The sequence below is a fragment of the Stenotrophomonas sp. Steno-Z2 genome (assembly GCF_056393235.1).
This window is the reverse complement of the sequence record NZ_JBWJOY010000011.1, coordinates 1-24,768: the sequence shown is the minus strand read 5'-3', so window position 1 is coordinate 24,768 and position 24,768 is coordinate 1. Positions and strand designations below refer to the sequence as shown.

General features: G+C 69.3%; 16 protein-coding genes and 1 pseudogene. 6 read left to right on the top strand and 11 right to left on the bottom strand.

What is annotated here, in order from left to right; all coding sequences use genetic code 11:
• The first annotated feature begins 15 nt into the window (after positions 1 to 15).
• Complete coding sequence (locus AC06FP_RS15925) at positions 16 to 642, top strand: DUF2058 domain-containing protein (RefSeq protein WP_478076207.1); 627 nt, start codon at positions 16 to 18, stop codon at positions 640 to 642.
• 72 nt (positions 643 to 714) lie between these two features.
• On the opposite strand, the gene AC06FP_RS15920 is transcribed toward AC06FP_RS15925, so the two are convergent.
• The gene (locus AC06FP_RS15920; protein ID WP_478076206.1) at positions 715 to 1,254 is read right to left on the bottom strand and encodes an NMCC_0638 family (lipo)protein; all 540 of its coding nucleotides are present in this window, start codon (positions 1,252 to 1,254) and stop codon (positions 715 to 717) included.
• A gap of 64 nt (positions 1,255 to 1,318) precedes the next feature.
• Complete coding sequence (locus tag AC06FP_RS15915; protein ID WP_456116447.1) at positions 1,319 to 2,506, bottom strand: MFS transporter; 1,188 nt, start codon at positions 2,504 to 2,506, stop codon at positions 1,319 to 1,321.
• Positions 2,507 to 2,755: 249 nt separating this feature from the next.
• Here AC06FP_RS15915 and AC06FP_RS15910 point away from each other — a divergent pair, with 249 nt between their 5' ends.
• Complete coding sequence (locus AC06FP_RS15910; protein ID WP_456116446.1) at positions 2,756 to 2,953, top strand: hypothetical protein; 198 nt, start codon at positions 2,756 to 2,758, stop codon at positions 2,951 to 2,953.
• Positions 2,954 to 3,029: 76 nt separating this feature from the next.
• Here AC06FP_RS15910 and AC06FP_RS15905 read toward each other — a convergent pair whose 3' ends face one another.
• A complete protein-coding gene (locus AC06FP_RS15905; protein WP_478076205.1) occupies positions 3,030 to 4,490 on the bottom strand; it encodes an amidohydrolase family protein in 1,461 nt (486 codons plus the stop codon).
• A 48-nt stretch (positions 4,491 to 4,538) separates the two neighbouring features.
• Positions 4,539 to 5,213: an ankyrin repeat domain-containing protein gene (locus AC06FP_RS15900; RefSeq protein WP_478076204.1), complete on the bottom strand. Its 675-nt coding sequence runs from the start codon at positions 5,211 to 5,213 to the stop codon at positions 4,539 to 4,541.
• A 125-nt stretch (positions 5,214 to 5,338) separates the two neighbouring features.
• Here AC06FP_RS15900 and AC06FP_RS15895 point away from each other — a divergent pair, with 125 nt between their 5' ends.
• The gene (locus AC06FP_RS15895; RefSeq protein WP_456116443.1) at positions 5,339 to 6,220 is read left to right on the top strand and encodes a LysR substrate-binding domain-containing protein; all 882 of its coding nucleotides are present in this window, start codon (positions 5,339 to 5,341) and stop codon (positions 6,218 to 6,220) included.
• A gap of 162 nt (positions 6,221 to 6,382) precedes the next feature.
• On the opposite strand, the gene AC06FP_RS15890 is transcribed toward AC06FP_RS15895, so the two are convergent.
• From AC06FP_RS15890 to AC06FP_RS15875, 4 genes are all read right to left on the bottom strand, one after another.
• Entirely contained in the window at positions 6,383 to 7,552 is a 1,170-nt protein-coding gene (locus AC06FP_RS15890) for an amidohydrolase family protein (protein ID WP_478076203.1), read from the bottom strand.
• Between the two features lie 439 nt (positions 7,553 to 7,991).
• Positions 7,992 to 10,673 (bottom strand): methionine synthase, encoded by a 2,682-nt coding sequence (gene metH / locus AC06FP_RS15885; protein WP_456116441.1) that lies wholly within the window; start codon positions 10,671 to 10,673, stop codon positions 7,992 to 7,994.
• Entirely contained in the window at positions 10,670 to 11,803 is a 1,134-nt protein-coding gene (locus tag AC06FP_RS15880; protein WP_456116440.1) for a homocysteine S-methyltransferase family protein, read from the bottom strand. The genes metH and AC06FP_RS15880 overlap by 4 nt, the downstream gene beginning before the upstream one ends.
• A 50-nt stretch (positions 11,804 to 11,853) precedes the next feature.
• Complete coding sequence (locus tag AC06FP_RS15875; RefSeq protein WP_456116439.1) at positions 11,854 to 12,783, bottom strand: ArsR/SmtB family transcription factor; 930 nt, start codon at positions 12,781 to 12,783, stop codon at positions 11,854 to 11,856.
• Between the two features lie 201 nt (positions 12,784 to 12,984).
• Here AC06FP_RS15875 and AC06FP_RS15870 point away from each other — a divergent pair, with 201 nt between their 5' ends.
• Entirely contained in the window at positions 12,985 to 14,133 is a 1,149-nt protein-coding gene (locus AC06FP_RS15870; protein WP_478076202.1) for an acyl-CoA dehydrogenase family protein, read from the top strand.
• A 273-nt stretch (positions 14,134 to 14,406) separates the two neighbouring features.
• Here the strand turns inward: AC06FP_RS15870 and AC06FP_RS15865 are convergent, their stop codons facing one another.
• The 3 genes and pseudogenes from AC06FP_RS15865 to AC06FP_RS15855 form a co-directional block, all read right to left on the bottom strand.
• Positions 14,407 to 17,574, bottom strand: coding sequence for a multidrug efflux RND transporter permease subunit (locus tag AC06FP_RS15865; RefSeq protein ID WP_478076201.1), 3,168 nt, complete (start codon positions 17,572 to 17,574; stop codon positions 14,407 to 14,409).
• A 24-nt stretch (positions 17,575 to 17,598) separates the two neighbouring features.
• Positions 17,599 to 18,762 (bottom strand): annotated as a pseudogene (locus tag AC06FP_RS15860) (efflux RND transporter periplasmic adaptor subunit); the annotation flags it as partial.
• Between the two features lie 23 nt (positions 18,763 to 18,785).
• Positions 18,786 to 19,424, bottom strand: a complete 639-nt coding sequence (locus tag AC06FP_RS15855; RefSeq protein ID WP_478076200.1) for a TetR/AcrR family transcriptional regulator — start codon at positions 19,422 to 19,424, stop codon at positions 18,786 to 18,788.
• Here AC06FP_RS15855 and AC06FP_RS15850 point away from each other — a divergent pair.
• Both AC06FP_RS15850 and AC06FP_RS15845 read left to right on the top strand, forming a co-directional pair.
• A complete protein-coding gene (locus AC06FP_RS15850) occupies positions 19,419 to 19,613 on the top strand; it encodes a hypothetical protein (RefSeq protein WP_478076199.1) in 195 nt (64 codons plus the stop codon). The genes AC06FP_RS15855 and AC06FP_RS15850 overlap by 6 nt on opposite strands.
• A gap of 47 nt (positions 19,614 to 19,660) precedes the next feature.
• Entirely contained in the window at positions 19,661 to 24,640 is a 4,980-nt protein-coding gene (locus tag AC06FP_RS15845) for an NAD-glutamate dehydrogenase (RefSeq protein ID WP_478076198.1), read from the top strand.
• Positions 24,641 to 24,768 lie beyond the last annotated feature (128 nt).

Genomic DNA, 24,768 nt, shown 5'->3' with positions numbered 1-24,768 from the left:
CGACGTACCGCAAGCATGAGCGACACTCTCCGCGACCAGCTCCTGGGGCTGGGTTTCAAGCCCGCGCCCAAGCCGGAGCGCAAGCCCGACACCCGCCGCGATGGCCGCCCGCAGGGCAGGCCGGCGCAGGCCCGCCCGCAGGCGGGCAACAAGCCCGGCCATGCCGGCAAGGCCGCGCACGGCGGTGCGCAGGGCGCGCGCAGGCCGCGCTCGCAGGAAGACATCGACCTGGCCAAGGCCTATGCGATCCGCGCGCAGCGCGAGAAGGACGAACGCATCGAGGCCGAGCGCCTGAAGCAGGAGGAAGCGCGCCTGCGCCGCGAGGCGAAGGCCAGGCTGGACGAACTGATCAAGGACAAGGCGCTCAACGACCCGAACGCCGACATCGCCCGCCACTTCCCCTATGGCGGCAAGATCAAGCGCATCTACGTCACTGCCGACCAGCTCAAGGCGCTCAACGCCGGTGAGCTGGGCGTGCTGCAGCAGAACGGGCGCTACCTGCTGGTGACCGCCGCCCTGCTGGCCGAGGCGGAGGCGATCTTCGCCCCGGCCGTGGCGTTGAAGGTCGACCCCGACGCGCCGGCCGCGGACGACCCCTACGCCGATCCGATGTACCAGGTGCCCGACGACCTGGTCTGGTGACGGAAGGCGCCGCTACGGACGAAGACGAAAGACAGGCCATCGGCCTGTCTTTTTTTGTACGGTGCCCGCCGGTCAGGGCCCACCATCGGGGATGCGGCCGACGCTGAGGATGGCGCGGACGGGGGGCGCGGCGACGGCGGTATTGACCAGCATGCGCAGATGCAGGTCGGTGGGAGTGTCGGGGTCGGGCACGGTATAGGCGTGTTCCTCCCAGTCGGCATCGGTGGAGACCGGTTCCCATTCAACCCTGGAGTGCGCTTCGGCGGTCCTGCCGAGCAGGATGAAATCGCTGACGATGGCCTTGGGGTCGCCGCTGAGGGCGGTCATCGTGCACATGCCCTGGTCGAGCAGCGCGAAGCCGTACAGCCTGTCCTCGAACGACATCAGCCAGGCCTTGCCGGCGCGGCCCACGAGGAATTTCTGCGCTTGCCTGCCCTCCAGGCGCTGGGCGGTGGTGTCCAGCCGCGCGGTGAGTTCACCGGGCTTGTCCAGGTACTGGAAGCAGGAGTTGACGAACGCGGAGACCGTCTGGTCGTCCTCGGCCCGGGCCAGGCAGGGCGTGGCGAACAGCAGTGCAGCCAATGCAATGCAGGGCCAGTGGTGCGGTTTCATGACGACTCCCCCTGTGTCGTGAAGGCTGCGCCGTTATAGCAGAGCCGGGCGGGGAGGGAGAGGCTCAGCCGGCCACCTGCCGGGCCTGGCGCGACGGCGGCAGCCAGAACAGCGCGATCAGCGAGCCGAGCAGGGCGAAGCCGCCGCCCACCAGGAAGGCGACCCTGCCGTCGCCGAAGTGCCACAGCTGGCCGGCGATCAACGCGCCGAGCACGCCGCCCAGCCCCGACGAGAAACCGTAGAACAGCCCCTGGCCGTGGCCGTTGAGGTTGCCGGGGAAGTAGCGCGCCAGCAGCTGCATGGCCGAGGCGAAGAACGCGGCGAAGCCCAGGCAGTGGGTGGCCTGCGCCACCAGCATCACCGGGATGTTCTCCGGCCACAGCGCGGTGGCCCACCAGCGCAGCGCCGCGCTGGCCATGGAGATGATCAGCAGCCAGCTGGCGTCCCAGCGCCGGAAGAAGCCGGCGATCAGGAAGAACACGGCCACTTCGAACACCACGCCCACCGTCCACATCAGCCCCAGCAGCGAGGTGCTGTAGCCGTGGTGGTCCATGTACAGCGAGAAGAAGGTGTAGTACGGGCCGAACGAGAGCTGTTCGAGGAAGGCGGCGATGAAGAACGCCAGCACCGGCGGCCGTCGCACGATCGCCCAGAAACCCTGCACGTGCGCGGCGTGGGTGCCGACGTGGCGGGCATAGCGGTTGAGGAAGGAGGCGCCGGTCATCAGCACGAACAGCGGCAGCATCAGCCACGGCAGCACGCCGGCGCCGCGCCGCTCGATCGCCCAGCCGAACAGCGTCACCACCGCGATGAAGCCCAGCGAGCCCCACACCCGGATCATGCCGTAGCGGTGGCTGTCGCTGCCCAGGTGGGTGAGGGTGATGGACTCGAACTGCGGCATCACCGCGTTGTAGAAGAAGCAGAACCCGACCATCACCGCGTACAGCGTCCACGGCGGCTGCGGCAGCAGGAACCCGGCGAAGCTGAGCACCGTGAGCACGCAGCCGATGCGCAGCCAGCGGATCGGCCGTGGCGACACCGCCGCCAGCGAGGTCCAGGTGCTGGGCGCGACCACGCGGGTGGCGTACCACAGGCTCATCATCACGCTGATCGCGGTCACGCCCAGGCCGCGCGACTGCAGGTACAGGCTCCAGTACGGGGTGAACGCGCCCAGCGCGGCGTAGTAGAAGAAGTAGAAGCTGGACAGCCGGGCGACGGGAACCGCTGGCTGCGGGGTGGGGGCGGAGGTCATGGAGGCGCGCGTGGGGCGCGGGAGCAGGGCGGTGATTGCCGCGGGGCCTATTGTGCCTTGTGCGCGTGGGGGATGGCAGCGGAAGGCGTTCCTTGCGCTGTCGTTTCAGCCGGGCCCGGCGACGGTCGCTTGTACGCCGTTGTAGGGAAACTCTGATCCGGCCGGAACTGTGCGCTGCCGCCCAATACGTGCCTTCCCACGCCCATAGCCTCGCTCTGGCCTGATGACAGGCACAACAGGGAGCGTGACATGAAACCGTGGACCAAGCGCTTCGGCGCGCTGGCATTTCTGTCGATGTCCGTCTTTGGCGGTGCCGCGAGCGGTGCCAGCTGCGAGCGGCCCTGCTGGTATGCCTACCAGAAGTGCGTCGGCCTGGGGAACGACCAGAACCAGTGCTTCGAGGTCTATCTCGACTGCGTCGATACCCGCTGCAACGGCACCCCGTAAGAACAGGCCCCGCCAGGTGCGGGGCCTGTTCTTCATCGTTTCGGTTCACGCCTCGGCATGACGGCGGCGGATCGGCTCAGGGCGCTGTTTCGCTCGCTTCGGCGTTCCAGGCCGCCACCCTGGCCCGGGCCTCGGCGAGCATGGCATCGAGCGCGGCGCGGTCGTAGACCTGGCCGCGCATCACCACGGTGTCGATGGCGCGGGTCGCGGCGATGTCCTGCAGCGGGTTGCGCTCCAGCAGCACCAGGTCGGCGGCCTTGCCCGCCTGGACGGCGCCGTAACGGTCCAGCTTGCCGAACCAGGCCGGGCCGTTGCGGGTGGCCGCGACCAGCGCCTGCGCCGGCGTCAGGCCCTCGCGTACGTACAGCGCCAGTTCGTTGTGCAGGCCGATGCCGGGGTAGTTATAGGAATTGAGGAAACCGGCATCGGTGCCGGCCATGATGCGTACGCCGGCTTCCTGCAGCATCGGCAGCACCGAGGCGACCTGGGCGTAGCGCTCGTGGCGTGCCTGGATCTGCTCCGGCGTGGCCTTGGCCGCGCGCTCCACGCGCCACGTGTAGGTCTTGCGCAGGCCCGGGCCGATGTAGGCCAGGTACGGGTCGTTGTCGTGCGGTTCGGTGTCGAGGAAGCTCAGGATGCGGCCGCCGTCGAGCGTGGGGGTGACCGCCACGCCGCGCTCGGCGAAGCGGCGATAGGCGGCCATCGCGGTGTCGCGGTCGAAACCGGTATGCAGCCGGCGGCTGGCCTCGGCGCGGTCGATGCGCCCGGCGGCGAAGTCGGCGGCGATCCTGGCTTCGTCCGGGATGCCGGCCTGGAAGGCGTAGTCCAGGTGCTCGATGGAACTGATGCCGGCATCGACGGCCTGGCCCACGGTCAGCGCCATCGGGATGTGGCCGGAGGTGCGCAGGCCGCGCTTCTTCGCTTCGGACACCGCGTACAGGAACAGCTCCGGCTTCAGCGTGCTGTCGGTGATCTTGACGAAATCGACCTGGTCGCGCTGTTCGCGGTCCAGCGCGGCGTCCACGCCGGCTTCGTCGCCGACTTCGATGGTGCCCTTCCACACCGGCGCGATGCCTTCGATCTTGGCCCCGGAAGTGAACAGCTGCGGCCCGAACAACTGGCCGGCGGCGATCTGCCCGCGCCAGGACAGCACCTGTTCGGGCAGGTCGCCGGACGCGTCGCGCACGGTGGTGATGCCGTGCGCCACGTACAGCGGCAGCAGCGCCTTGTTTTCCTCGACCAGCGCCGGGCCGCCGCCGAAGTGCACGTGCATGTCCCACAGGCCGGGGATCAGGTAGCGGTCCCGGGCGTCGATGGTCCGGCCGGCGCGCCACTGGCCGGCCAGCGCCTTGTCCTCGCCCACCGCCACGATGTCGCCGCCACGGATCGCCACGGCCTGGCCGGGCACGGTGCGGCCGTGTTCGACGTCGACGACGGTGGCGTGGCGGATCAGCACGTCGGCGCTGGAACGCGCGGCCAGCGCCGGCGGCGCCAGCACCAGCAGGGAGGACAGGGCGAGGGAAAGCGTGGTTTTCATCGGTGGTTTCCAGTGGCGTGCGGCGCGCCGCACAACGGATAAAGGGAATCAGCGGGCGCCGGCGGCGACCAGCATGCGTTCGATGGCCGCCTGCCGTCGCTGGCGGGCATGCTGCAGCGGGGTGGTGCCGTCGCCGTCGGCCAGGTTCGCGTCGGCGCCGGCATCGAGCAGCAGGCGCACGACGTCCTGGTGGCGGGGGCCGCCGTCGCCGAGGATGATGGCCTCCAGCAGGGCGGTCCAGCCCAGGCGGTTGACGTGGTCCACATCGACGCCGGCTTCGATCAGGGCGCGCACGGTTTCCACGTGGCCGCGCTCGGCGGCCGGGATCAGCGCGGTGCCGCCGTAGCGGTTGGTGCTGCGCAGGTCTGCGCCGTGGGCCAGGGTCATGCGCAGGATTTCCAGCTGGCCGCTGGCGCCGGCGTACAGATAGGCGCTGTCGTTGATCGCATCCCTGGCGTTGACGTCGGCACCTGCGTCGATCAATGCCCGCGCCGCGTCGGTCCGGCGCTGGTGCACGGCGGCCAGCAGCGGCGTGCGGCCCCTGGCGTCGCGGGCACCGATGTCGGCGCCGCGGGCGAGCAGGGCGCGTACCGCTGCCGGGTCGCCGGATTCGGCGGCCTGGAACAGCTCGCGCGCCAGGGCGGGCTCATCGGCGCCGGCCGAACACGATGCCAGCAGGGCCGTGGCCAGTACCTGCGCGGTGATCCAATGTCGAGCGGACATCGCCTGCCTCCTGTTTCTGCGGCGTGCGGACGCGCCGTGGGGGCGCCTCGCGGGCGGCGGGCGTTTGCGCGCGGCCGGCGTCGATGCTACAAGCCGTTTATTCCATCCAGAAATGAAATGTAACGATGGAGATCAGTCCGAAATCGAATAGGGCGTTGTTCGACCTCGACCTGCTGCGCGCGCTGGTGACGGTGGCCGACTGCGGCAGCTTCACCGCCGCGGCGGCGCGACTGCATTCCACCCAGTCCACCATCAGCCAGAAGGTGCGGCGGCTGGAGGAACTGGCCGGGCACCGGCTGCTCGACCGCGGCGTGCGCGACGTGCGCCCCACCGACACCGGCGAGACCGTGCTGGGCTATGCGCGGCGCCTGCTGGCGCTGAACGAGGAACTGGGCGAAGCGCTGTCCGGCGCGGCGGTGGCCACCACCCTGCGCCTGGGCGTGCCGGAGGATTTCGCCGGCGGCCGCGCCACGCACCTGCTGGCCGACTTCAGCCGGCGCCACCCGCAGGTGAAGCTGGAAGTGAGCAGCGGCCTGAGCCGCGCGCTGGGCGAGGGCTACGACCGCGGCGAACTGGACCTGGTGCTGGTCAAGCAGCGCCGCGGCAGCCGCGAGGCGCTGGCCTGCTGGCCCGAGCCGATGCGCTGGATCGACAGCGCGGCCAGCCCGGCGTTCGCGCTCGACCCGGTGCCGCTGGTGGCGTTCCCGCCGCGCGGGCTGTACCGCGAGGACATGATCGACGCGATCGAGGCGCTGGGCCGGCGCTGGCGCATAAGCTTCACCAGCTCCAGCCTGGGCGGCATCCAGGCGGCGGTGGCCGACGGCCTGGGCATCAGCCTGCTGCCGGCGCGCACGGTGACCCCGGCGCACGTGGTGCTGGGCGCGGAAAGCGGGTTGCCGGAGATCGACAGCATCGAACTGGCGATCCTGATGCGGCCATCGGCCGATCCCGAAGTGCGGGTGCTGGCCGACATGCTGGTGGAAATGCTGGGCCAGCCGCAGGCGTAGGCGCGGCGGCACGCGGCGCGATGGGGACTTCGGCGGGGGCGTCGCAGAAGCAACCGCAGGCAGGTCGTGCACTGAGTCGCGCTGCGGCTACCTGGGGGACCGCAGGTGCGGCGGCAAGCGCCGCGTCTACGGGGAGCCGGCGCGCCGCTCCCATGCCATCGATCAGATGTCCGGCACGAACCGGCCGCGGCGCACGATGCGGCGGCGGCACGGCACGCCGGCCACGGCGGCCGCGGCGTTGGGCGCGTCCAGCACCAGGAAGGTGGCTTCGTTGCCGACGGCCAGGCCATAGCCCTGCAGGCCGAGCACGCGCGCGCCGGCGCCGGTGGCCATCTTCAGCGCCATGCACAGTTCCTCGTCGGTGTAGAAGCCGGAGCGGTAGCCCAGCAGCATCGCCCGCTGCAGCATGTCGCCGTTGCCGTAGGGCCACCACGCGTCGCGGATGTTGTCGTTGCCCATGAACACCTCCACGCCGGCCGCGCGCAGGCGCCGCACCGGCGGGAACGGGCGGTCGCCCGGTGCGTTGGTCATGATCGCCACGCCGGCATCGGCGAGCACGGCGGCGATGCGGTCCACCTGCGCCTCCTCTACCTCGCCCAGCGAGTACGCGTGGCTCACCGCCACGCGCCCCTTCATGCCCAGCGCGCGGGTGCGTTCGGCGATGCGCCGCAGCTGTTCGATGCCGCCCAGGCCGGGCTCGTGCAGGTGGATGTCGACCTTGACCCCATGGCGCTCGGCGATGCCGAACACCACGTCGAGCTGGCCCTTGCTGTCGCCGTCGAGCGTGTCCGGGTCGATGCCGCCGACGACCTGCGCGCCCTCGCGCATCGCCGCGTCCAGCACCTGCGCGGTGCCGGGGCAGGACATCACGCCGGCCTGCGGGAAGGCGACCAGCTCGATATCGACGATGCCGCGCCAGCGTTCGCGCACCGCGCTCACCGCATGCAGGTTGTCCAGGCCGGTGGTGGCGTCGACATCGACATGGCTGCGCATCGCCACGGTGCCGAACGCGGCCGCCTGCGCGACCAGGGCTTCGGCGCGCTCGGCGATGGGGGGCGCGGCGGCCAGCTCCTGCTTTTCGAGGGCCAGGCGCTCGCGCAGGGTCGCGGCCGGGCGATGCGGGTGCCAGCGGTCGCCGACGAAGCTCTTGTCCAGGTGGATATGGCCATCGACGAAGCCGGGCAGCACCAGTTGCCCGCCCAGGTCGACCAGCAGCATGCCGTCGTGGCGCGGGATGGCCGGGCCGATGGCGGCGAAGTGGCCGTCGGCGACAGCCAGTTCCAGGGGCTCGCCGTCGGGTCCGACGGCGTTGATGAAGAGGTGGTCGACCATGGCGGCTTGGTGGGGATGATCCGGGGCCGCCACGATAGGCCGGGTACCGGTCCACCGGAAATGAAGTATCACGATGGGGGCCATTCGCCCCGGCACTGGCGATGGCGCGCGCGGGGGGCAGGCAGCCCCGGAACGGGGCGCGCGGGCAAGTGGCCGCACGCCGCGGCGCCTTTCGTCCCGGCTCGTATCCACGCTGGAGGCCAACCGCGTCGCGTGGGGATCGGACTTCACCGCACGGCGGGCCTTTCGGAGCTTCGACCTGCAGGGCAGGCCCGGCAGGCCGCCGGGCAAGGGCGCCAGCGAACACGCAGGGCGACCTCACCGCCCCGCGGCGGTTCTCACTCCGGGGCGGAGCCCGCGCCGCGGGAAAGCCGGCGCGCCAACCGTGCAGGGCGCGTCGCCCCGCGCCGGGATGTCACCACACCCGCCAGGTGCGGCCTCATTCGGGGTCGTAGTCCAGGTTCGAAGCCAGCCACCGTTCCGCCTGCGCCCGGTCCACGCCCTTGCGCCGCGCGTAGTCGGCCACCTGTTCCCTGGACACGCGGCCGACCACGAAATACTGGCTCTGCGGATGGCTGAAGTAATAGCCGGACACCGCGGCGGTGGGCAGCATGGCGAAGCTCTCGGTCAGCGACATGCCGATGCCCTCGGCGCCGAGCATGGCGAACAGGCTGCGCTTCTCGCTGTGCTCCGGGCAGGCGGGGTAGCCGGGGGCGGGGCGGATGCCGACGTACTGCTCGGCGATCAGCGCCTCGTTGTCCAGCGCCTCGTCCGCCGCATAACCCCAGTAGCCGGTGCGCACGCGGTGGTGCAGCCGCTCGGCCAGCGCCTCGGCCAGGCGGTCGGCCAGGGCCTTGAGCAGGATCGCGTTGTAGTCGTCGTGGTCGGCCTCGAAGCGCGCCACGTGCGGCTCGATGCCGATGCCGGCGGTGACCGCGAAGGCGCCGATCCAGTCCTGCCGGCCGCTGTCCTCCGGGGCGATGAAATCGGCCAGGCAGAAGTCCGGGCGCTCGGCCGGCTTGTCCACCTGCTGGCGCAGGAAGTGCAGGGTGGTTTCGCCATCGGGCAGGGATACCACCACGTCGTCGCCGCGGCTGTTCGCCGGCCACAGCCCGAACACCGCGCGGGCGGTCAGCCATTTTTCCCGGACGATGGTGTCCAGCATCGCGCGCGCGTCGCGGTACAGCGCGCTGGCCTGCGCGCCGACGATCTCGTCCTCGAGGATCGCCGGAAACCTGCCGGCCAGTTCCCAGGCGCTGAAGAACGGGGTCCAGTCGAGGAAGGGCAGCAGGTCGTCCAGCGGCCAGTCCTGGAACACATGCAGGCCGGGCTGCGCCGGCACCGGCGGAACGTACTGCGCCCAGTCGCAGGTGAAGCGCTGGCCGCGCGCATGCTCCAGCGACACCAGCCGCTTGGCGTCGCCGCGGTTGCGGTGGCGCTGGCGGATGTCGGCGTAGTCGGCGTCGTTGGCGGCGACGAAGGCGCCGCGCAGCTCCTGCGAGATCAGCGACTGCGCCACGCCCACCGCGCGCGAGGCGTCCTTCACCCACACCGTGGGCGCGCTGTAGTGCGGGTCGATCTTCAGCGCGGTGTGCGCACGCGAGGTGGTGGCGCCGCCGATCAGCAGCGGCGTGCTGAAGCCCTGCCGCTGCATCTCGCGGGCGACGTGGCTCATTTCCTCCAGCGAGGGCGTGATCAGCCCGGACAGGCCGATCAGGTCGGCGTTCTCGGCGCGCGCGGTGTCCAGGATCTTCTGCGCCGGCACCATCACGCCCAGGTCGATCACCTCGAAGTTGTTGCAGGCCAGCACCACGCCGACGATGTTCTTGCCGATGTCGTGCACGTCGCCCTTGACCGTGGCCATGACGATCTTGCCGTTGCTCCTGCCGACGTCGCCGGTGCGCAGCTTCTCGGCCTCGATGAAGGGCAGCAGGTAGGCCACCGCCTTCTTCATCACCCGCGCCGACTTGACCACCTGCGGCAGGAACATCTTGCCGGCGCCGAACAGGTCGCCGACCACGTTCATGCCGTCCATCAGCGGGCCTTCGATCACGTCCAGCGGCCGCGCGGCCTGCTGCCGCGCTTCCTCGGTGTCTTCCTCCACCCAGGCGTCCAGCCCGTGCACCAGCGCGTGCGCCAGGCGCTCGCGCACCGGCTTGCGGCGCCAGCCCAGGTCCTCGGCCTTCTTCTCGCCCTTCTTGCCCTTGTAGCGTTCGGCGATCTCCAGCAGGCGCTCGGTAGCGTCGCGGCGGCGGTTGAGGATCACGTCCTCCACGCGCCCGCGCAGCTCCGGTTCCAGGTCGTCGTAGATCGGCAGCGCGCCGGCGTTGACGATGCCCATGTCCATGCCGGCACCGATGGCGTGGTACAGGAACACCGCGTGGATCGCCTGACGCACGGTCTCGTTGCCGCGGAAGGAGAACGACACGTTGGACACGCCGCCGGACACATGGCAGTGCGGCAGCGTGCGCTTGATGATGCGGGTGGCCTCGATGAAATCCACCGCGTAGTTGTCGTGCTCCTCGATGCCGGTGGCCACCGCGAAGATGTTCGGGTCGAAGATGATGTCCTGCGGCGGGAAGCCGACCTGCTCGACCAGGATGCGGTAGGCGCGGGTGCAGATTTCCACCTTGCGCGCGCAGGTGTCGGCCTGGCCGTCCTCGTCGAAGGCCATCACCACCGCGGCGGCGCCGTAACGGCGCACCAGCTTGGCGTGCTCGATGAAGGCCGCTTCGCCTTCCTTGAGCGAGATCGAATTGACCACGCTCTTGCCCTGCAGGCATTTCAGCCCCGCCTCGATCACGCTCCACTTCGACGAATCGACCATCACCGGGATGCGGGCGATGTCCGGCTCGGACATGATCAGGTTGAGGAAGCGGGTCATCGCCTTCTCGGAGTCGATCAGGCCCTCGTCCATGTTGACGTCGAGGATCTGCGCGCCACTGGCGACCTGCTGGCGCGCCACCTCCACCGCTTCCTCGTAGCGCTCTTCCTTGATCAGCTTGCGGAACTGCGCGCTGCCGGTGACGTTGGTGCGCTCGCCGATGTTGACGAACAGCAGGTCCGGGGTGATGACCAGCGGTTCCAGGCCGGACAGGCGGGTAGGCGATTGCGCGCTCATGCGGCCTGCTCCCGCGCCCGCGGCAGTGCGCGCGGCGGCACGCCGGCCACCGCCTCGGCGATCGCCCGGATGTGCGCCGGGGTGGTGCCGCAGCAGCCGCCGACCAGGTTCAGCAGGCCGGACGTGGCGAATTCCTTCAGCGTGGCGGCCATTTCCTCCGGCGTCTCGTCGTATTCGCCGAAGGCATTGGGCAGGCCGGCGTTGGGGTGGGCGCTGACGTAGCCGCTGGACACCTGCGCCAGCGTTTCCACGTGCGGGCGCATGTCGCTGGCGCCCAGCGCGCAGTTGAAGCCGATCGACAGCGGCTGGCCGTGCGCGACCGAGGCGTAGAAGGCTTCGGCGGTCTGCCCGGACAGGGTGCGGCCGGAGGCGTCGGTGATGGTGCCGGAGATCATCACCGGCAGGCGCCCGCCGCGCGCGTCGAAGGCTTCCTCGATGGCGAACAGCGCGGCCTTGGCGTTGAGCGTGTCGAAGATGGTTTCCACCATCAGCGTGTCGGCGCCGCCGTCGATCAGTCCGTCGATGGCCTCGCGGTAGGTCGCGCGCAGTTCGTCGAAGCTGGTATTGCGGAAGCCCGGGTCGTTGACGTTGGGGCTGATCGAGGCAGTGCGGCTGGTCGGGCCGAGCACGCCGATCACGAAGCGCGGTTTGTCCGGGGTCGTGGCCTCGATGGCGTCGCAGCACTGCCGCGCCACCTGCGCGCCGGCCTTGTTCAGTTCATGGACCAGGTGCTGCAGGTGGTAGTCGGCCTGGCTGATCGAGGTGGCGTTGAAGGTGTTGGTCTCCACCAGGTCGGCGCCGGCTTCCAGGTAGGCGGTGTGGATGCCGGCGATGATCTCCGGCCGGGTCAGCAGCAGCAGGTCGTTGTTGCCCTTCAGGTCGTGGCCGCAGCCGGCGCCATGGGCGTGGCCTTCATGGGAAGGCTGCCCGGGGACGGCCGCGTCTTTCGCTGCAGACCCGCGCAGGGAATCGAAACCCTCCGCGAAACGCTCACCCCGGTAATCGGCTTCCTCCAGCCCATGGCGCTGGATCATCGTGCCCATGGCGCCGTCGATGACCAGGATGCGCTGCTCGAGGGCGCGCAGCAGCTTGGCGACGCGTTCGGGATGGAGCCAGGGGAGGGCGGGCATGGGCGGACCGTGACGTGGAATCGGAGGGCGGAAGCGGCGTACGCGCCGGCTCAGGACCGGTGGGCGATCAGCGAGATCACCTCGAAGTGCGGCGGGCGCTTCTCGCGGGTGACGGTTTCAAGGCTGGACACCTCCAGCCCGGCCTTCTCGACGAACCTGCGCAGCTCCTTGCCGGTGAAGCCCAGGTTGACGTGGCCGTAGGCCTCCACCGCCGCCTTGTGCTCGTGGCGGGCCAGGCTGCACAGCATCAGCCGCCCGCCCGGGCGCAGCACGCGCGCGCCTTCGGCCACGGCCTTGGCCGGGTGGCTGGCGTAGGTGAGTGCATGCATCAGCACCACCAGGTCGAAGCTGCCGTCGTCGAACGGCAGCCTGTGCATGTCGCCTTCGCGCACTTCCACGTTGGGCAGCTTGCGCAGGCGTTCGCTGGCCGCGGCGACCACGCGTGCGCTGGTGTCGATGCAGACATAGCGCTGCGCGTGCGGGGCCAGCAGTTCGGCCAGCACGCCGTCGCCGGAGGCGATGTCGAGCACGTCGCCGGTTTCCAGCAGCGGCAACGCGCTGCGCGCCAGCGCTTCCCAGGTGCGGCCCGGCGAGTAGTGGCGTTCCATGTCGCCGGCCACGCTGTCGGCCCAGTTCTGGTCGGCGGCGCGCATCGCCAGCACGGAAGGAACGCGCTCGGCGTCCTGGCGCAGCAGCGGGTCGTCGCTGCCGGTGCTCAGGGCGTGCCACAATGCGCGCTGCGCCGGATCCAGCGCGGCCTCGTCGAAGCGGTAATAGGCCGACACGCCGGCGCGGCGGTCGCGCACCAGCCCGGCTTCCTTCAGCCGGGCCAGATGGGTGGACACGCGCGGCTGCGCCAGCGTGGTGATGGCCGACAGCTCGGCCACGGTCAGCTCTTCCTGCTCCAGCAGCGTCAGCAGGCGCACGCGGGTGGCGTCGGCGAACACCTTCAGGCGGGTCGACCAGTCTTCCAGATCCATAAATATCTACCTATCGAGATAGAGAGATATTTTGCTGCTGCGGCGCGGCAGGGTCAAGGCGCCGCGAGACGGGGGAAAGCGTGCGCGGTTGTTGCCCGGTAAACGCGGGATTGCCGATGCCTCATATCCATGTCCCTGGCGTCTGCGTCGCCGGCACCAACAGTTACAATCGCAACTTCGTAACGCCCTGGGAGGGGTGCAGTGGATTTCAGCTTTTCCGACGAACAACTGATGCTGCAGGACGTCGCCCGCCGCATCGCCCAAGAGAAGATCGCGCCCAGCGCCGAGCACCACGATGCCACCGGCGAATACCCGCTGGAAAACATCCGCCTGCTCGGCGAGAACGGCCTGATGGGCATCGAGGTGCCGGTCGAATACGGCGGCGCCGGCATGGACCCGGTGTCCAGCGTGCTGGCGATCATCGAGGTCTCCGCCGCCGACGCCGCGCATGCCACCATCATGTCGGTCAACAACTCGCTGTTCTGCAACGCCGTGCTCAGCCATGGCACCGAAGCGCAGAAGCAGCTGTACGTGCGCGCGATCGCCGAAGGCCGCGAGATCGGCGCCTTCGCCCTGACCGAATCGCAGTCCGGCTCCGACGCCACCGCCATGCGCTGCCGCGCGGTGAAGCAGGCCGACGGTTCCTACGTGATCAACGGCCAGAAGAGCTGGATCACCTCCGGCCCGGTTGCGCGCTACATCGTGCTGTTCGCGATGACCGACCCGTCGCAGGGCGCGCGCGGCATCACCGCCTTCATGATCGACACCACCCGCCCGGGCTTCGGCCGCGGCAAGACCGAGCCCAAGCTCGGCGTGCGTGCCTCGGCCACCTGCGAAATCGAGTTCCAGGACTACGTGGCGCGCGCCGAGGACGTGATCGGCACTGAAGGGCAGGGCTTCAAGATCGCCATGAGCCTGCTCGACTCCGGCCGCATCGGCATCGCCTCGCAGGCGGTGGGCATCGCCCGCGCGGCCTACGAGGCATCGCTGGCCTACGTGCGCGAGCGCAAGTCCTTCGGCGCGCCGATCGGCAGCTTCCAGATGATCCAGGCCAAGATCGCCGACATGAAGTGCAGGCTGGACGCGGCGCAGCTGCTGACCCTGCGCGCGGCCTGGACCAAGGCCCAGGGCAGGCGCTTCTCCACCGAAGCGGCGGTGGCCAAGCTGACCGCTTCGGAAGCGGCGATGTGGATCGCCCACCAGGCCGTGCAGATCCACGGCGGCATGGGGTATTCCAAGGAAATGCCGCTGGAGCGCTACTTCCGCGACGCCAAGATCACCGAGATCTACGAAGGCACCAGCGAAATCCAGCGTCTGGTCATCGCCCGCAACGAGACCGGGGTGCGCTGAGTACTTCACAAGCCCCTCTCCCCGCGGGGTGAGAGGGGCAGTTTGCGAACCATCGGTTCGTTGCCGCTCGAACGCCCTTGCGCCAGCGCAAGGGCCGGGGGCGCGGAGCGGGGGTTGGAGAGGGCAAGGGCGAAGCCCCTCGCGATGTCTGGTTGCATGAGGCTTTGCCCGTACCCTCATCCGCCCCTTCGGGGCACCTTCTCCCAATGGGAGAAGGCATAAAAACAAAGCCCCGGCAGTGCCGGGGCTTTGTCGTTCCAGGGGGCAGCCGGATCAGCGATCCTGCTGCACGGTACGCACCTTGTGCTGCTCGATGAACTGCCTGGACTGTTCGTCCAGCCTGTCGCCGAGCACGCGGCGCACGGTGACGAAGAACAGCGGGATCAGCAGCACGCCGATGACGGTGGCGAACAGCATGCCGCCGATGACGCCGGTGCCCAGCGAGTGGCGGGCGTTGGCGCCGGCGCCGGTGGAGATGGCCATCGGCAGCACGCCTAGGATGAACGCGAACGAGGTCATCAGGATCGGTCGGAAACGCAGGTGCGCCGCTTCGATGGCGGCCTCGCGCAGGGTCTTGCCGGCGGCGCGCTGCTCCACGGCGAATTCCACGATCAGGATCGCGTTCTTCGCGGCCAGGCCGATCACCGTGACCATGCCGATCTTGAAGTACAGGTCGTTGGGCAGGCCGCGCAGCAGCGAGAACACCACCGCGCCGAGGATGCCGACCGGCACCACCAGCAGCACCGAGACCGGGATCGACCAGCTTTCGTACAGCGCGGCCAGGCACAGGAACACCACCACCACCGACAGCACCATCAGCAGGGTGGCGGCGTTGCCGGCCAGGATTTCCTGGTAGGACATGCCGCTCCAGTCGTAACCGAAGCCACTGGGCAGGTCGTCGCGGACCAGGTTCTCCATGGTCGCCATCGCCTGGCCGGAGCTGCCGCCCGGCGCCGGCGAGCCGACGATGTTCACCGCCGAGTAGCCGTTGTAGCGGCTCAGCGCCGGCGGCGCGTAGATCCACTCGGACTTGACCACCGTGCTGAGCGGGATCATCGAGCGCTGGCCGTCGGCGTCCTTGCTCAGCGAGCTGGGCACGTAGTAGCTGCGCAGCGATTCGGGGCCGGTGCGGTAGGCGGCGTCGGCCTGCATGTTCACGCGCTTGATGCGGCCGCCGTAGAAGAAGTCGTTGACGTACACCGGCGCCAGCATCATCTGGATCGCGGTGTAGATGTCATTGACCGACACGCCCATGGCCTGGGCCTGCACGCGGTCCACCTTCAGCTGCAGCTGCGGCGAGTTCTCCAGCGTGTTGGGGCGCACGCCGACCAGCGACTTGTCGCTCGAGGCCGCGCCGATCAGGGTGTTGCGCGCTTCCATCAGCGCATCCTGGCCGGCGCCGGCGCGGTCCTGCAGCCACATGTCGAAGCCGCCGAACTGGCCCAGGCCCTGCACAGTGGGCAGGTTGACGAAGAACACCTGCGCGTCCTTGATGCCGACGAAGGCCTTGCCGTTCATTTTCTGGATGAACTCGGGCGCCGTTTCCTTGCGCGCGTCCCAGTCCTTGAGGCGGATGAAGGCCATGCCGACGTTCTCGCCGGAACCGACGAAGCTGAAGCCGGTGACCTGCATCATGCCTTCGAAGGACGGGTCGTCCTTCATCATGCCCAGCAGCTGGTCGAACACCACGGTGGTGCGGCTCTTGGTCGCGCCCGGCGGCAGCTGCACGATGGCCAGCGCATAGCCCTGGTCCTCTTCCGGCAGGAAGCTGCCGGGCAGGCGGGTGAACAGGAAGCCGCACAGCACCACCAGCAGTGCGAACACCATCAGCCAGCGCGGGCTGTGCCGGATGACGCTGCCCACGGTGCCGACATAGCCCTTCTCGAGCTTGCCGTAGTACTTGTTGAAGGTACGGTAGATCCAGTTCGGGTTGTCGTTGTGGGTCGGCTTGAGGAAGGCCGCGCACAGCGCCGGGGTGAAGCTCAGCGCCAGCAGCGCCGAGAAGCCCATCGACATGGCGATGGTCAGCGCGAACTGCTTGTAGATCTCGCCCGAGGCGCCGGGCTGCATGGCGCTGGGGATGAACACCGCCGCCAGCACCACGGTGATGGCCACCACCGCGCCGGTGATCTGGCCCATCGCCTTCTGCGTGGCCGGCTTCGGGTCGAGCCTGTCCTCGCTCATGATGCGTTCGACGTTCTCGATCACCACGATCGCATCGTCCACCACGATGCCGATCGCCAGCACCATCGCGAACAGGGTCAGCTGGTTGATGGTGAAGCCGATCGCCAGCATGCCCATGAAGGTGCCGAGCAGGGCCACCGGGATGACCAGGGTGGGGATGATCGTCGCGCGGAAGTTCTGCAGGAAGATCAGCATCACCAGGAACACCAGCACGATGGCTTCCACCAGCGTGTGGATCACTTCCTTGATCGAGATGTTGACGAAGGTGGTGCTGTCGAACGGGGTGAACCAGCTCACGCCCGCCGGGAAGCTGGGGGCGAGGTCGTCCATCTTGGCGCGCACCGCCTTGGACACGTCCAGGGCGTTGGCGCCGGGCAGCAGCTGCACCGCGAAGGCGGCCACCGGCTTGCCGTTGTAGCGCGTGTCGAAACCGTAGTTGGACGCGCCGAAGGCGACGCTGGCCACGTCCTTCAACCGCACCACGCTGCCGTCGGCGTTGGCCCGCAGGATGGTGTTCTCGAACTCCTCGGGCGTGCTGTAACGGCCTTCGGCGGCCACGGTGGCGGTGAACGCCTGGCCGTTGGGGGCCGGGTCGCCGCCCACCGAGCCGGCGGCGAACTGCAGGTTCTGCGTGCCGATGGCGTTGTACACGTCGGTGGCCGACAGGTGGTAGCCCTGCAGCTTCTCCGGGTTGAGCCAGATGCGCATGGCGTACTCGGAGCCGAACTGCTGGGTGCTGCCGACGCCGGGCACGCGCGAGATCTGGTCGAGCACGCGCGAGCCGACGATGTCGTTGAGCGCGTCGCGGTCCACCGAGCCGTCGTCCGAACGCACGCCGATGGCCATCAGGAAGCCGGCGTTGGCCTTGGCCACCACCACGCCCTGCTTGGTCACTTCCGAGGGCAGGCGCGGGGTCGCCAGCGCGACCTTGTTCTGCACCTGCACCTGGGCGATGTCGGCGTTGGTGCCGCTGTCGAAGGTCAGGGTGATGCTGACGCGGCCGGTGGAGGACGAGGACGAACTGAAATAGACCAGGTTGTCGATGCCGGTGAGCTGCTGCTCGATCACCTGGGTGACCGCCTTCTCGGCGGTGGCGGCGCTGGCGCCGGGGTAGGTGGCGTTTACCGTGACCTGCGGCGGGGCGACGCTGGGGTAGGACTCCACGCCCAGGTTGAGGATCGAGATCACGCCGCCCAGCGAGATCAGGATGGCCACCACCCAGGCGAATACCGGGTGTTCGATGAAGAATTTAGGCATGGCGGATTCCCGTTTCCCTTACTTGGCCGGGGCCGGCGCGGCGGCCGCGGGCTTGGCGGCGGCCGGTTGCCACGGCGAGGGCTTGGCCGGCGCGCCTTCCTTGACCTTCTGCACGCCCGAGACGATGACCTTGTCGCCGGCGGCCAGGCCGGAGGAGACTAGCCAGTTGCCGTTCTGCTGGCTGTCCAGCACCACGTCCTTGCGCACCACGTTGCCGTCGCCGCCCACGACCAGCACGTAGCCGCCGCGGGTGTCGCGCAGCACCGCCTGCTGCGGGATCAGGAAGGCGTTGTTGCGCTCGCCCAGGTTGGCCTTGAAGCTGACGAACGAGCCCGGCAGCAGGGTGCGCTCGGGGTTGGGCAGCTGCGCGCGCAGCGAGACCGCGCCGGTGGCCGGGTCGACCGTGGTGGCCGAGAAATCCAGCGTGCCCTGATGGGCGTACGGCGTGCCGTCGGGCAGGTTGACCTGCACCGTGGTCTTGCCGTCGCCGGCCAGCGCCACCGCGCCCTTGTCCTGGGCGGCCCGCAGCGCGCTCAGCTCGTCGGCGGTCATCGAGAAATTGACGTACAGCGGGTCGATCTGGTCGACGGTGGTCAGCAGGGTCGCCTCGCCCTGGCCGACCAGCGCGCCCTCGGTCACCTGCTGCTTGCCGGCCACGCCGGCGATGGGCGCGGTGACATTGGCGTAGCCCAGGCTGATGCGCGCGGTGGCCACGGCGGCCTGCGCCTGCTGCACGGCGGCGGCGGTGGTGCGCTCGGCGGCCTCGGCATTGTCCAGGTCGGACTTGGACACGTAGCTCTGCGGCGCCAGCGAGCGGGCGCGTTCGGCGGTGGTCCTGGCATTGGCGTAGCTGGCGCGGGCCGAGGCCAGCGCCGCTTCGGCCGAGGCCAGCGAGGCGCGCAGCGGCGCCGGGTCGATCTGGAACAGCAGCTGGCCTTCCTTCACCGCGCTGCCTTCCTCATAGACGCGCTTGAGCAGCACGCCGGAGACCCGCGCGCGCACGTCGGCCGAGCGGAACGGCGACAGTCGGCCGACCAGTTCGCGCTGCAGCGGCAGGGTCTGCGGCTTCGCCTCGACGACGCCGACGTCCGGCGGCGGCGGGGCGGCCTGTTCCTGTGGCTTCTTGCAGGCGGTCAGGCCCAGGGCCAGGGCGCCGGTGAGGGCGAGGATGCGGAGCGGGGAGGTCATCGGGGAAACTCCGGAGGTTGTATTCAGCGAGTGCCGGGGATGCCGGCCGGCGGCGCCGGGAAGGCGCGCAGGAAGGCATCGACGGCGAATTCGGCCCACCGGCGGCGCAACCCGGGGGTGTCGCGGTGGGGGGCATGGAAGCGTTGTCGTTCGAAATCCTGACCGGCGATCATGCTTATTAACATTTCGGCCATGAAATGCGGATCGTCATGGATGACGCGGCCGCGGGCCATCTCGGTTCGCATCCATTCAGCCAGCTGGTCGCGCAGGGCATCGGCGCTGTCGTGGTAGAGCGCGCGCGCCTCCTCGCGGAATTCCAGGGTACTGCTGCCGATCACCTGCGCGGCCTGGCGGCTGCGCGGCTGGTTGCGGTGTTCCAGGTAGCGCACGGCGAAATCCAGCAGCACCTCGCGCAGCGGGCGTTCGTCGCCGCCGGCCAGCGGCGCGGCGGCGATGCTGACGTGCTGGCGCATCGCCAGGCTGAGCAGTTCGCGCTTGCTGCCGTAGCGGCTGTAGAGGGTCTGCTTGGAGCAGCCCACGTGCGCGGCCACCGCGTCCATGCTCAGGTGCATGCCCTGGGTGGCCAGCAGCTCGCGCACGGCGTCGAACACGCGCTGGTCGCGTGCCTCGATGGGCGCGGATCGGGAGGGGGCGGGATGCACGATTTGGACTATACCGTCCAGTTCACAATTGGTAAAGCGGCGCGAAAAGACGCTGCCCGCCGCTTTTTACCGGCATTCCAGGGGAATGTTTTATGGGATAAAAATCCATTTAAAAACATCGGTTTAAGTGTGTTCCGGATGATTTGTGCAAAGCCCGATTGCGGCCCTGCAACAAGGTCTTTCGAATGACGAGGGCTACAATCGCGCCTCCCCAGGAGCCCACTGAAAGCTCAACCATGAAATCGCAAAACAACGCTGCCAAGTCCGCAAAAACGAAATCCCAACCGGCTGCCAAGCAGAATGTTTCCGAGGCCGGCCTGTCCCTGGAGCCGGTTTTTGCGGCCTTGCGCAAGCGTTACCCCGCCGCGGCCCAGGCCCAGGCGGTGGCATTCGCCTCTGCGTTCTACAAGCGCATGGAAGCCGATGAGTTCAGCGCGCACCGCGCCGAGGACTGGGCGGCGCTGGCCGCCGGCATGCTGGAGTTCGCCCGCGTGCGCAAGCCGGGCAAGGCCAACGTGCGCGTGTTCAACCCGGGCCTGAAGACCGATGGCTGGGAAACGCCCCACACCGTGCTGCAGATCGTCAACGACGACATGCCGTTCCTGGTGGACACCGTTTCGCTGGCGCTGGCCGACATGGGCGTGGGCGTGCACGTGCTGGGCCACCCGGTGATCGCGCTGGGCCGCGACAAGGCCGGCAAGCTCACCGGCGTCGGCGAGGGCCCGCTGGAATCGGTGATGCTGCTGGAGATCGACCGCCAGCCGGCCGAGGCGATGGACGCCGTCGCCCGCCGCGTGACCGAGGCGCTGGACGACGTGCGCGCCATCGTCAGGGACTGGGAGCCGATGCGCGACAAGGCGCTGGCCCTGGCCGACGACCTGGGCCGGCGCACGCTGCCGGTGAGCGAGGAATCGCGCCATGAGGCGCAGGAGTTCCTGCGCTGGGCCGCGGACAACCATTTCACCTTCTTCGGCTACCGCGAGTACAAGGTCGGCAAGCAGGGCCGCGAAGACGTGCTGGCCGCGCAGAACGGCACCGGCCTGGGCCTGATGCGCGGCAAGGACACCTCGGTGGCGCGCCCGGTCAAGGGGCTGGCGGCGCAGGGCCTGAACACCACCAGCGGCCTGACCGACGCGCTGATCCTGACCAAGACCAACGCCCGCTCGCGCATCCACCGCGGCGGCTACATGGATTACATCGGCGTGCTGGAATTCGACGCCAAGGGCAGGATCGTCGGCGAGCAGCGTTTCCTCGGCCTGTTCACCTCCAGCGCCTACAACCGCCGCCCGTGGGAAATCCCGCTGGTGCGCCAGCGCTACGAGAACGTGATGAAGCGTTCGGGCCTGAGCCCGTCCAGCCACAGCGGCAAGGCGCTGCGCCACATCCTCGAATCGCTGCCGCGCGAGGAACTGTTCCAGTCCAGCGAGGACGAACTGTTCCGCACCGCGATGGGCGTGCTGGGCCTGCAGGAGCGCGTGCGCAGCCGCCTGTTCCTGCGCCGCGACAAGTTCAGCCGCTTCATCTCCGCGCTGGTGTTCCTGCCGCGCGAACGCTTCAACACCGACGTGCGCCTGCGCATCGAGGGCCTGCTGCGCGATGCGCTGCAGGGTGAGTACGTCGATTCCAGCGTGGTGCTGGGCGATTCGCCGCTGGCGCAGGTGCACCTGATCGTGCGCCCCAAGGCCGGGCAGAGCCTGGAGCTGGACACCGAGGGCCTGGAGAAGCGCCTGGCCCACGTGCTGCGCAACTGGCAGGACGACCTGCGCGAGGCGCTGGTCGCCCGCCACGGCGAAAGCGAAGGCCTGCGCATCGCCTCGCGCATCGGCAAGGCGCTGCCGGCCGGCTACATCGAGGACTCCAGCGCCGAGATCGCCGCCGCCGACGTGGCCCAGCTCGACGCGCTGACCGGCCCGGACGACCTGCGCCTGAGCCTGCAGCCGATCCACCGCGACGGCGCCGACGGCCTGCGCATGAAGCTGTACCGCCAGCTCAAGGACATCCCGCTGTCCGACGTGCTGCCGATGATGGAGAACATGGGCCTGCGCGTGATCGCCGAGCGTCCGTACCGCCTGATGGTGGACGACGCGCCGGTCTACGTGCAGGACTTCGAGGTCGAATCGACCGTCGGCGCCATCGACGCGGCCGCCGCCAGCGCCGCCTTCGCCGACGCCTTCGCCCGCGTGTGGCACGGCGAGGCCGAGAACGACGGCTTCAACCGCCTGGTGCTGGCCACCGGCCTGGACTGGCGCCAGGTCTCGATGCTGCGCGGCTACTGCAAGTACCTGCTGCAGATCGGCGTGCCGTTCTCGCAGGCCTACGTCGAAGGCACCTTCAACCGCTACCCGCTGCTGGCGCGGCTGATCGTGGAGCTGTTCGAAGCCCGCTTCGACCCGGCGCCGGCCGCCGACAAGGCCACCGCCGACGCGCAGCTGGCGCAGTTCAAGGCGCTGGCCGGCGGCGACGCCGCCACCGCCAAGCTGCTCGAGGGCGTGGTCAAGGCGCGCGGCGGCAGCCGCCAGGCGCGCATGGCGCTGGTGCACGACACCCTGGTCAAGCTGCTGGACGGCGTGTCGAGCCTGGACGAGGACCGCATCCTGCGCAGCTTCATCGGCGTGATCGAAGCCACCCTGCGCACCAGCTACTACATGCCGCGCAAGGACGGCCTGCGCGCCGACGGCGGCCCGGCCGACTACATCAGCTTCAAGTTCGACGCCGCCCGCGTGCCGGACCTGCCCAAGCCGCGCCCGTACCGCGAGATCTTCGTGTGCGGCCCGCGCGTGGAAGGCACCCACCTGCGCTTCGGCCCGGTGGCCCGCGGCGGCCTGCGCTGGTCCGACCGCCGCGAGGACTTCCGCACCGAGGTGCTGGGCCTGGTCAAGGCGCAGATGGTGAAGAACACCGTGATCGTGCCGGTCGGCTCGAAGGGCGGCTTCTACGCCAAGCAGCTGCCGGACCCGGCGGTGGACCGCGAGGCGTGGTTCGCCGAGGGCGTGGCCTGCTACAAGCGCTTCATCAACGGCCTGCTGGACATCACCGACAACATCGTCGGCAACAAGATCGTGCCGCCGGTGGGCGTGGTGCGCCATGACCAGGACGACCCGTACCTGGTGGTCGCCGCCGACAAGGGCACCGCGACGTTCTCCGACACCGCCAACGGCATTGCCCGCGCGCACGGCTTCTGGCTGGACGACGCCTTCGCCTCGGGCGGCTCGGTCGGCTACGACCACAAGGGCATGGGCATCACCGCGCGCGGCGCCTGGGAGTCGGTCAAGCGCCACTTCCGCGCGCTGGGCCGCGACTGCCAGAAGCAGGATTTCACCGTGGTCGGCATCGGCGACATGTCCGGCGACGTGTTCGGCAACGGCATGCTGCTGTCCGAGCACATCCGCCTGGTGTGCGCGTTCGACCACCGCCACATCTTCCTCGACCCGAACCCGGTGGCGGCCACCTCCTTCAAGGAGCGCGAGCGCATGTTCAGGCTGCCGCGTTCGAGCTGGGCGGACTACGACGCCAAGCTGATCAGCAAGGGCGGCGGCGTGTACGCGCGTTCGCTCAAGTCGATCGAGATCACCCCGCAGGTGCGCGAGGCGCTGGGCATCGACGCCGGCATCAAGTCGATGACCCCGACCGAGCTGATCAACGCCGCGCTCAAGGCGCCGGTGGACCTGGTGTGGAACGGCGGCATCGGCACCTACGTGAAGTCGGCCAGCGAGAGCAACGCCGACGTCGGCGACCGCGCCAACAACGGCCTGCGCGTCAACGGCGGCGAACTGCGCTGCAGGATCGTGGGCGAGGGCGGCAACCTGGGCATGACCCAGCTCGGCCGCATCGAGGCCGCGCACAACGGCGTGCTGCTCAACACCGACTTCATCGACAATTCCGCCGGCGTTGATACCTCCGACCACGAGGTCAACATCAAGATCCTGCTCAACGACGTGGTGCGCGCCAAGAAGCTCACCGTCGAGCAGCGCAACAAGCTGCTGGCGTCGATGACCGACGAGGTCGCCGGGCTGGTGCTGATGGACAACTACCGCCAGAACCAGGCCCTGAGCCTGATGGAGCGGATGAGCGTCAAGCGCCTGGGTTCCAAGCAGCATTTCATCCGCACGCTGGAACAGCAGGGCCTGCTCGACCGCCAGATCGAGTTCCTGCCGTCCGACGCCGAGTTGTCCGCGCGCAAGCTGCGCGGCCAGGGCCTGACCCGTCCGGAACTGGCGGTGCTGCTGTCCTATTCCAAGATCGTCGCCTTCCAGCAGCTGCTGGAATCGGACATCCCGGAAGACCCGTACCTGTCCAAGGAGCTGCTGCGCTACTTCCCGCAGCCGCTGCAGAAGAAGTACGCCGACGCGATGAACGGCCACCGCCTGAAGCGCGAGATCATCGCCACCGCGGTGACCAACCAGACCATCAACCGCATGGGCGCCACCTTCCTGATGCGCATGCAGGAAGACACCGGCCGCAGCGTGGCCGAGGTCGCCAAGGCCTACACCATCAGCCGCGAGACGCTGGACGCGCGCGCGCTGTGGACGCAGATCGACGCGCTGGACGGCACCCTGCCCGAAGCCGTGCAGGTCGATGCGCTGGAAGTGATCTGGAAGCTGCAGCGTTCGTTCGTGCGCTGGCTGCTGAACCGCCCGGGCGCGATGCCGGGCATCACCGCCGCGGTCGAGCGCTACCAGGGCCCGTTCAACGACATCCGCGTCGCCTCGGGCGTGCTGCCGGATTCGCAGCGCCCGGCCTACGAGGCCAGCGTCAAGCAGTGGAGGGAGAAGGGCCTGCCGGCGGCACTGGCGCAGCAGCTGTCCGAGCTGCAGTTCCTGGAGCCGGCGTTCGACATCATCGAACTGGCGCGCACCCGCAAGCTCAAGCCGGTGGACGTGTCCAAGGTCCACTTCCGCCTGGGCGAAGCCCTGCAGATGCCGTGGCTGTTCGAGCAGATCGACGCGCTGGAGGTCAATGGCCGCTGGCACGCCGTCGCCCGCGGCGTGCTGCGCGACGAACTGGCCGCGCACCAGCGCAACCTGGCCGGCCAGGTGCTGTCGATGAAGGGCGGCAGCGCCGAGGCCAAGGTCGCCGCGTGGCTGGGCCGCGATGACAGCAGCCTGCGCTTCACCCTGGCGATGCTGGCCGAACTGGCCGAGCAGAAGACGCTGGACTACCCGACCGTCTCGGTCGCGGTGCAGCGCCTGGGCCAGCTGGCGGCGCACGGGGTGTGACCCCGTGGTCGGGCCGGTGAAGCCGGCCCGACCCGAAAGCCTGCGATGCAGGCTTTCGGCACCGCCCTCGGTTTGCCTATCCCCGCGGCTGTCGCCGCGCCCCCCTTAACAAAGGGGGGCTTTGCTCC

Coding starts and splice junctions, on each gene's coding strand:
- AC06FP_RS15900 (WP_478076204.1), bottom strand. CDS start 5,213: ATGTCCGCTCGACATTGGATCACCGCGCAGGTACTGGCCACGGCCCTG.
- AC06FP_RS15850 (WP_478076199.1), top strand. CDS start 19,419: ATGCACGATTTGGACTATACCGTCCAGTTCACAATTGGTAAAGCGGCG.
- AC06FP_RS15890 (WP_478076203.1), bottom strand. CDS start 7,552: ATGGTCGACCACCTCTTCATCAACGCCGTCGGACCCGACGGCGAGCCC.
- AC06FP_RS15880 (WP_456116440.1), bottom strand. CDS start 11,803: ATGCCCGCCCTCCCCTGGCTCCATCCCGAACGCGTCGCCAAGCTGCTG.
- AC06FP_RS15910 (WP_456116446.1), top strand. CDS start 2,756: ATGAAACCGTGGACCAAGCGCTTCGGCGCGCTGGCATTTCTGTCGATG.
- AC06FP_RS15895 (WP_456116443.1), top strand. CDS start 5,339: ATGGAGATCAGTCCGAAATCGAATAGGGCGTTGTTCGACCTCGACCTG.
- metH (WP_456116441.1), bottom strand. CDS start 10,673: ATGAGCGCGCAATCGCCTACCCGCCTGTCCGGCCTGGAACCGCTGGTC.
- AC06FP_RS15905 (WP_478076205.1), bottom strand. CDS start 4,490: ATGAAAACCACGCTTTCCCTCGCCCTGTCCTCCCTGCTGGTGCTGGCG.
- AC06FP_RS15915 (WP_456116447.1), bottom strand. CDS start 2,506: ATGACCTCCGCCCCCACCCCGCAGCCAGCGGTTCCCGTCGCCCGGCTG.
- AC06FP_RS15920 (WP_478076206.1), bottom strand. CDS start 1,254: ATGAAACCGCACCACTGGCCCTGCATTGCATTGGCTGCACTGCTGTTC.
- AC06FP_RS15865 (WP_478076201.1), bottom strand. CDS start 17,574: ATGCCTAAATTCTTCATCGAACACCCGGTATTCGCCTGGGTGGTGGCC.
- AC06FP_RS15845 (WP_478076198.1), top strand. CDS start 19,661: ATGAAATCGCAAAACAACGCTGCCAAGTCCGCAAAAACGAAATCCCAA.
- AC06FP_RS15925 (WP_478076207.1), top strand. CDS start 16: ATGAGCGACACTCTCCGCGACCAGCTCCTGGGGCTGGGTTTCAAGCCC.
- AC06FP_RS15875 (WP_456116439.1), bottom strand. CDS start 12,783: ATGGATCTGGAAGACTGGTCGACCCGCCTGAAGGTGTTCGCCGACGCC.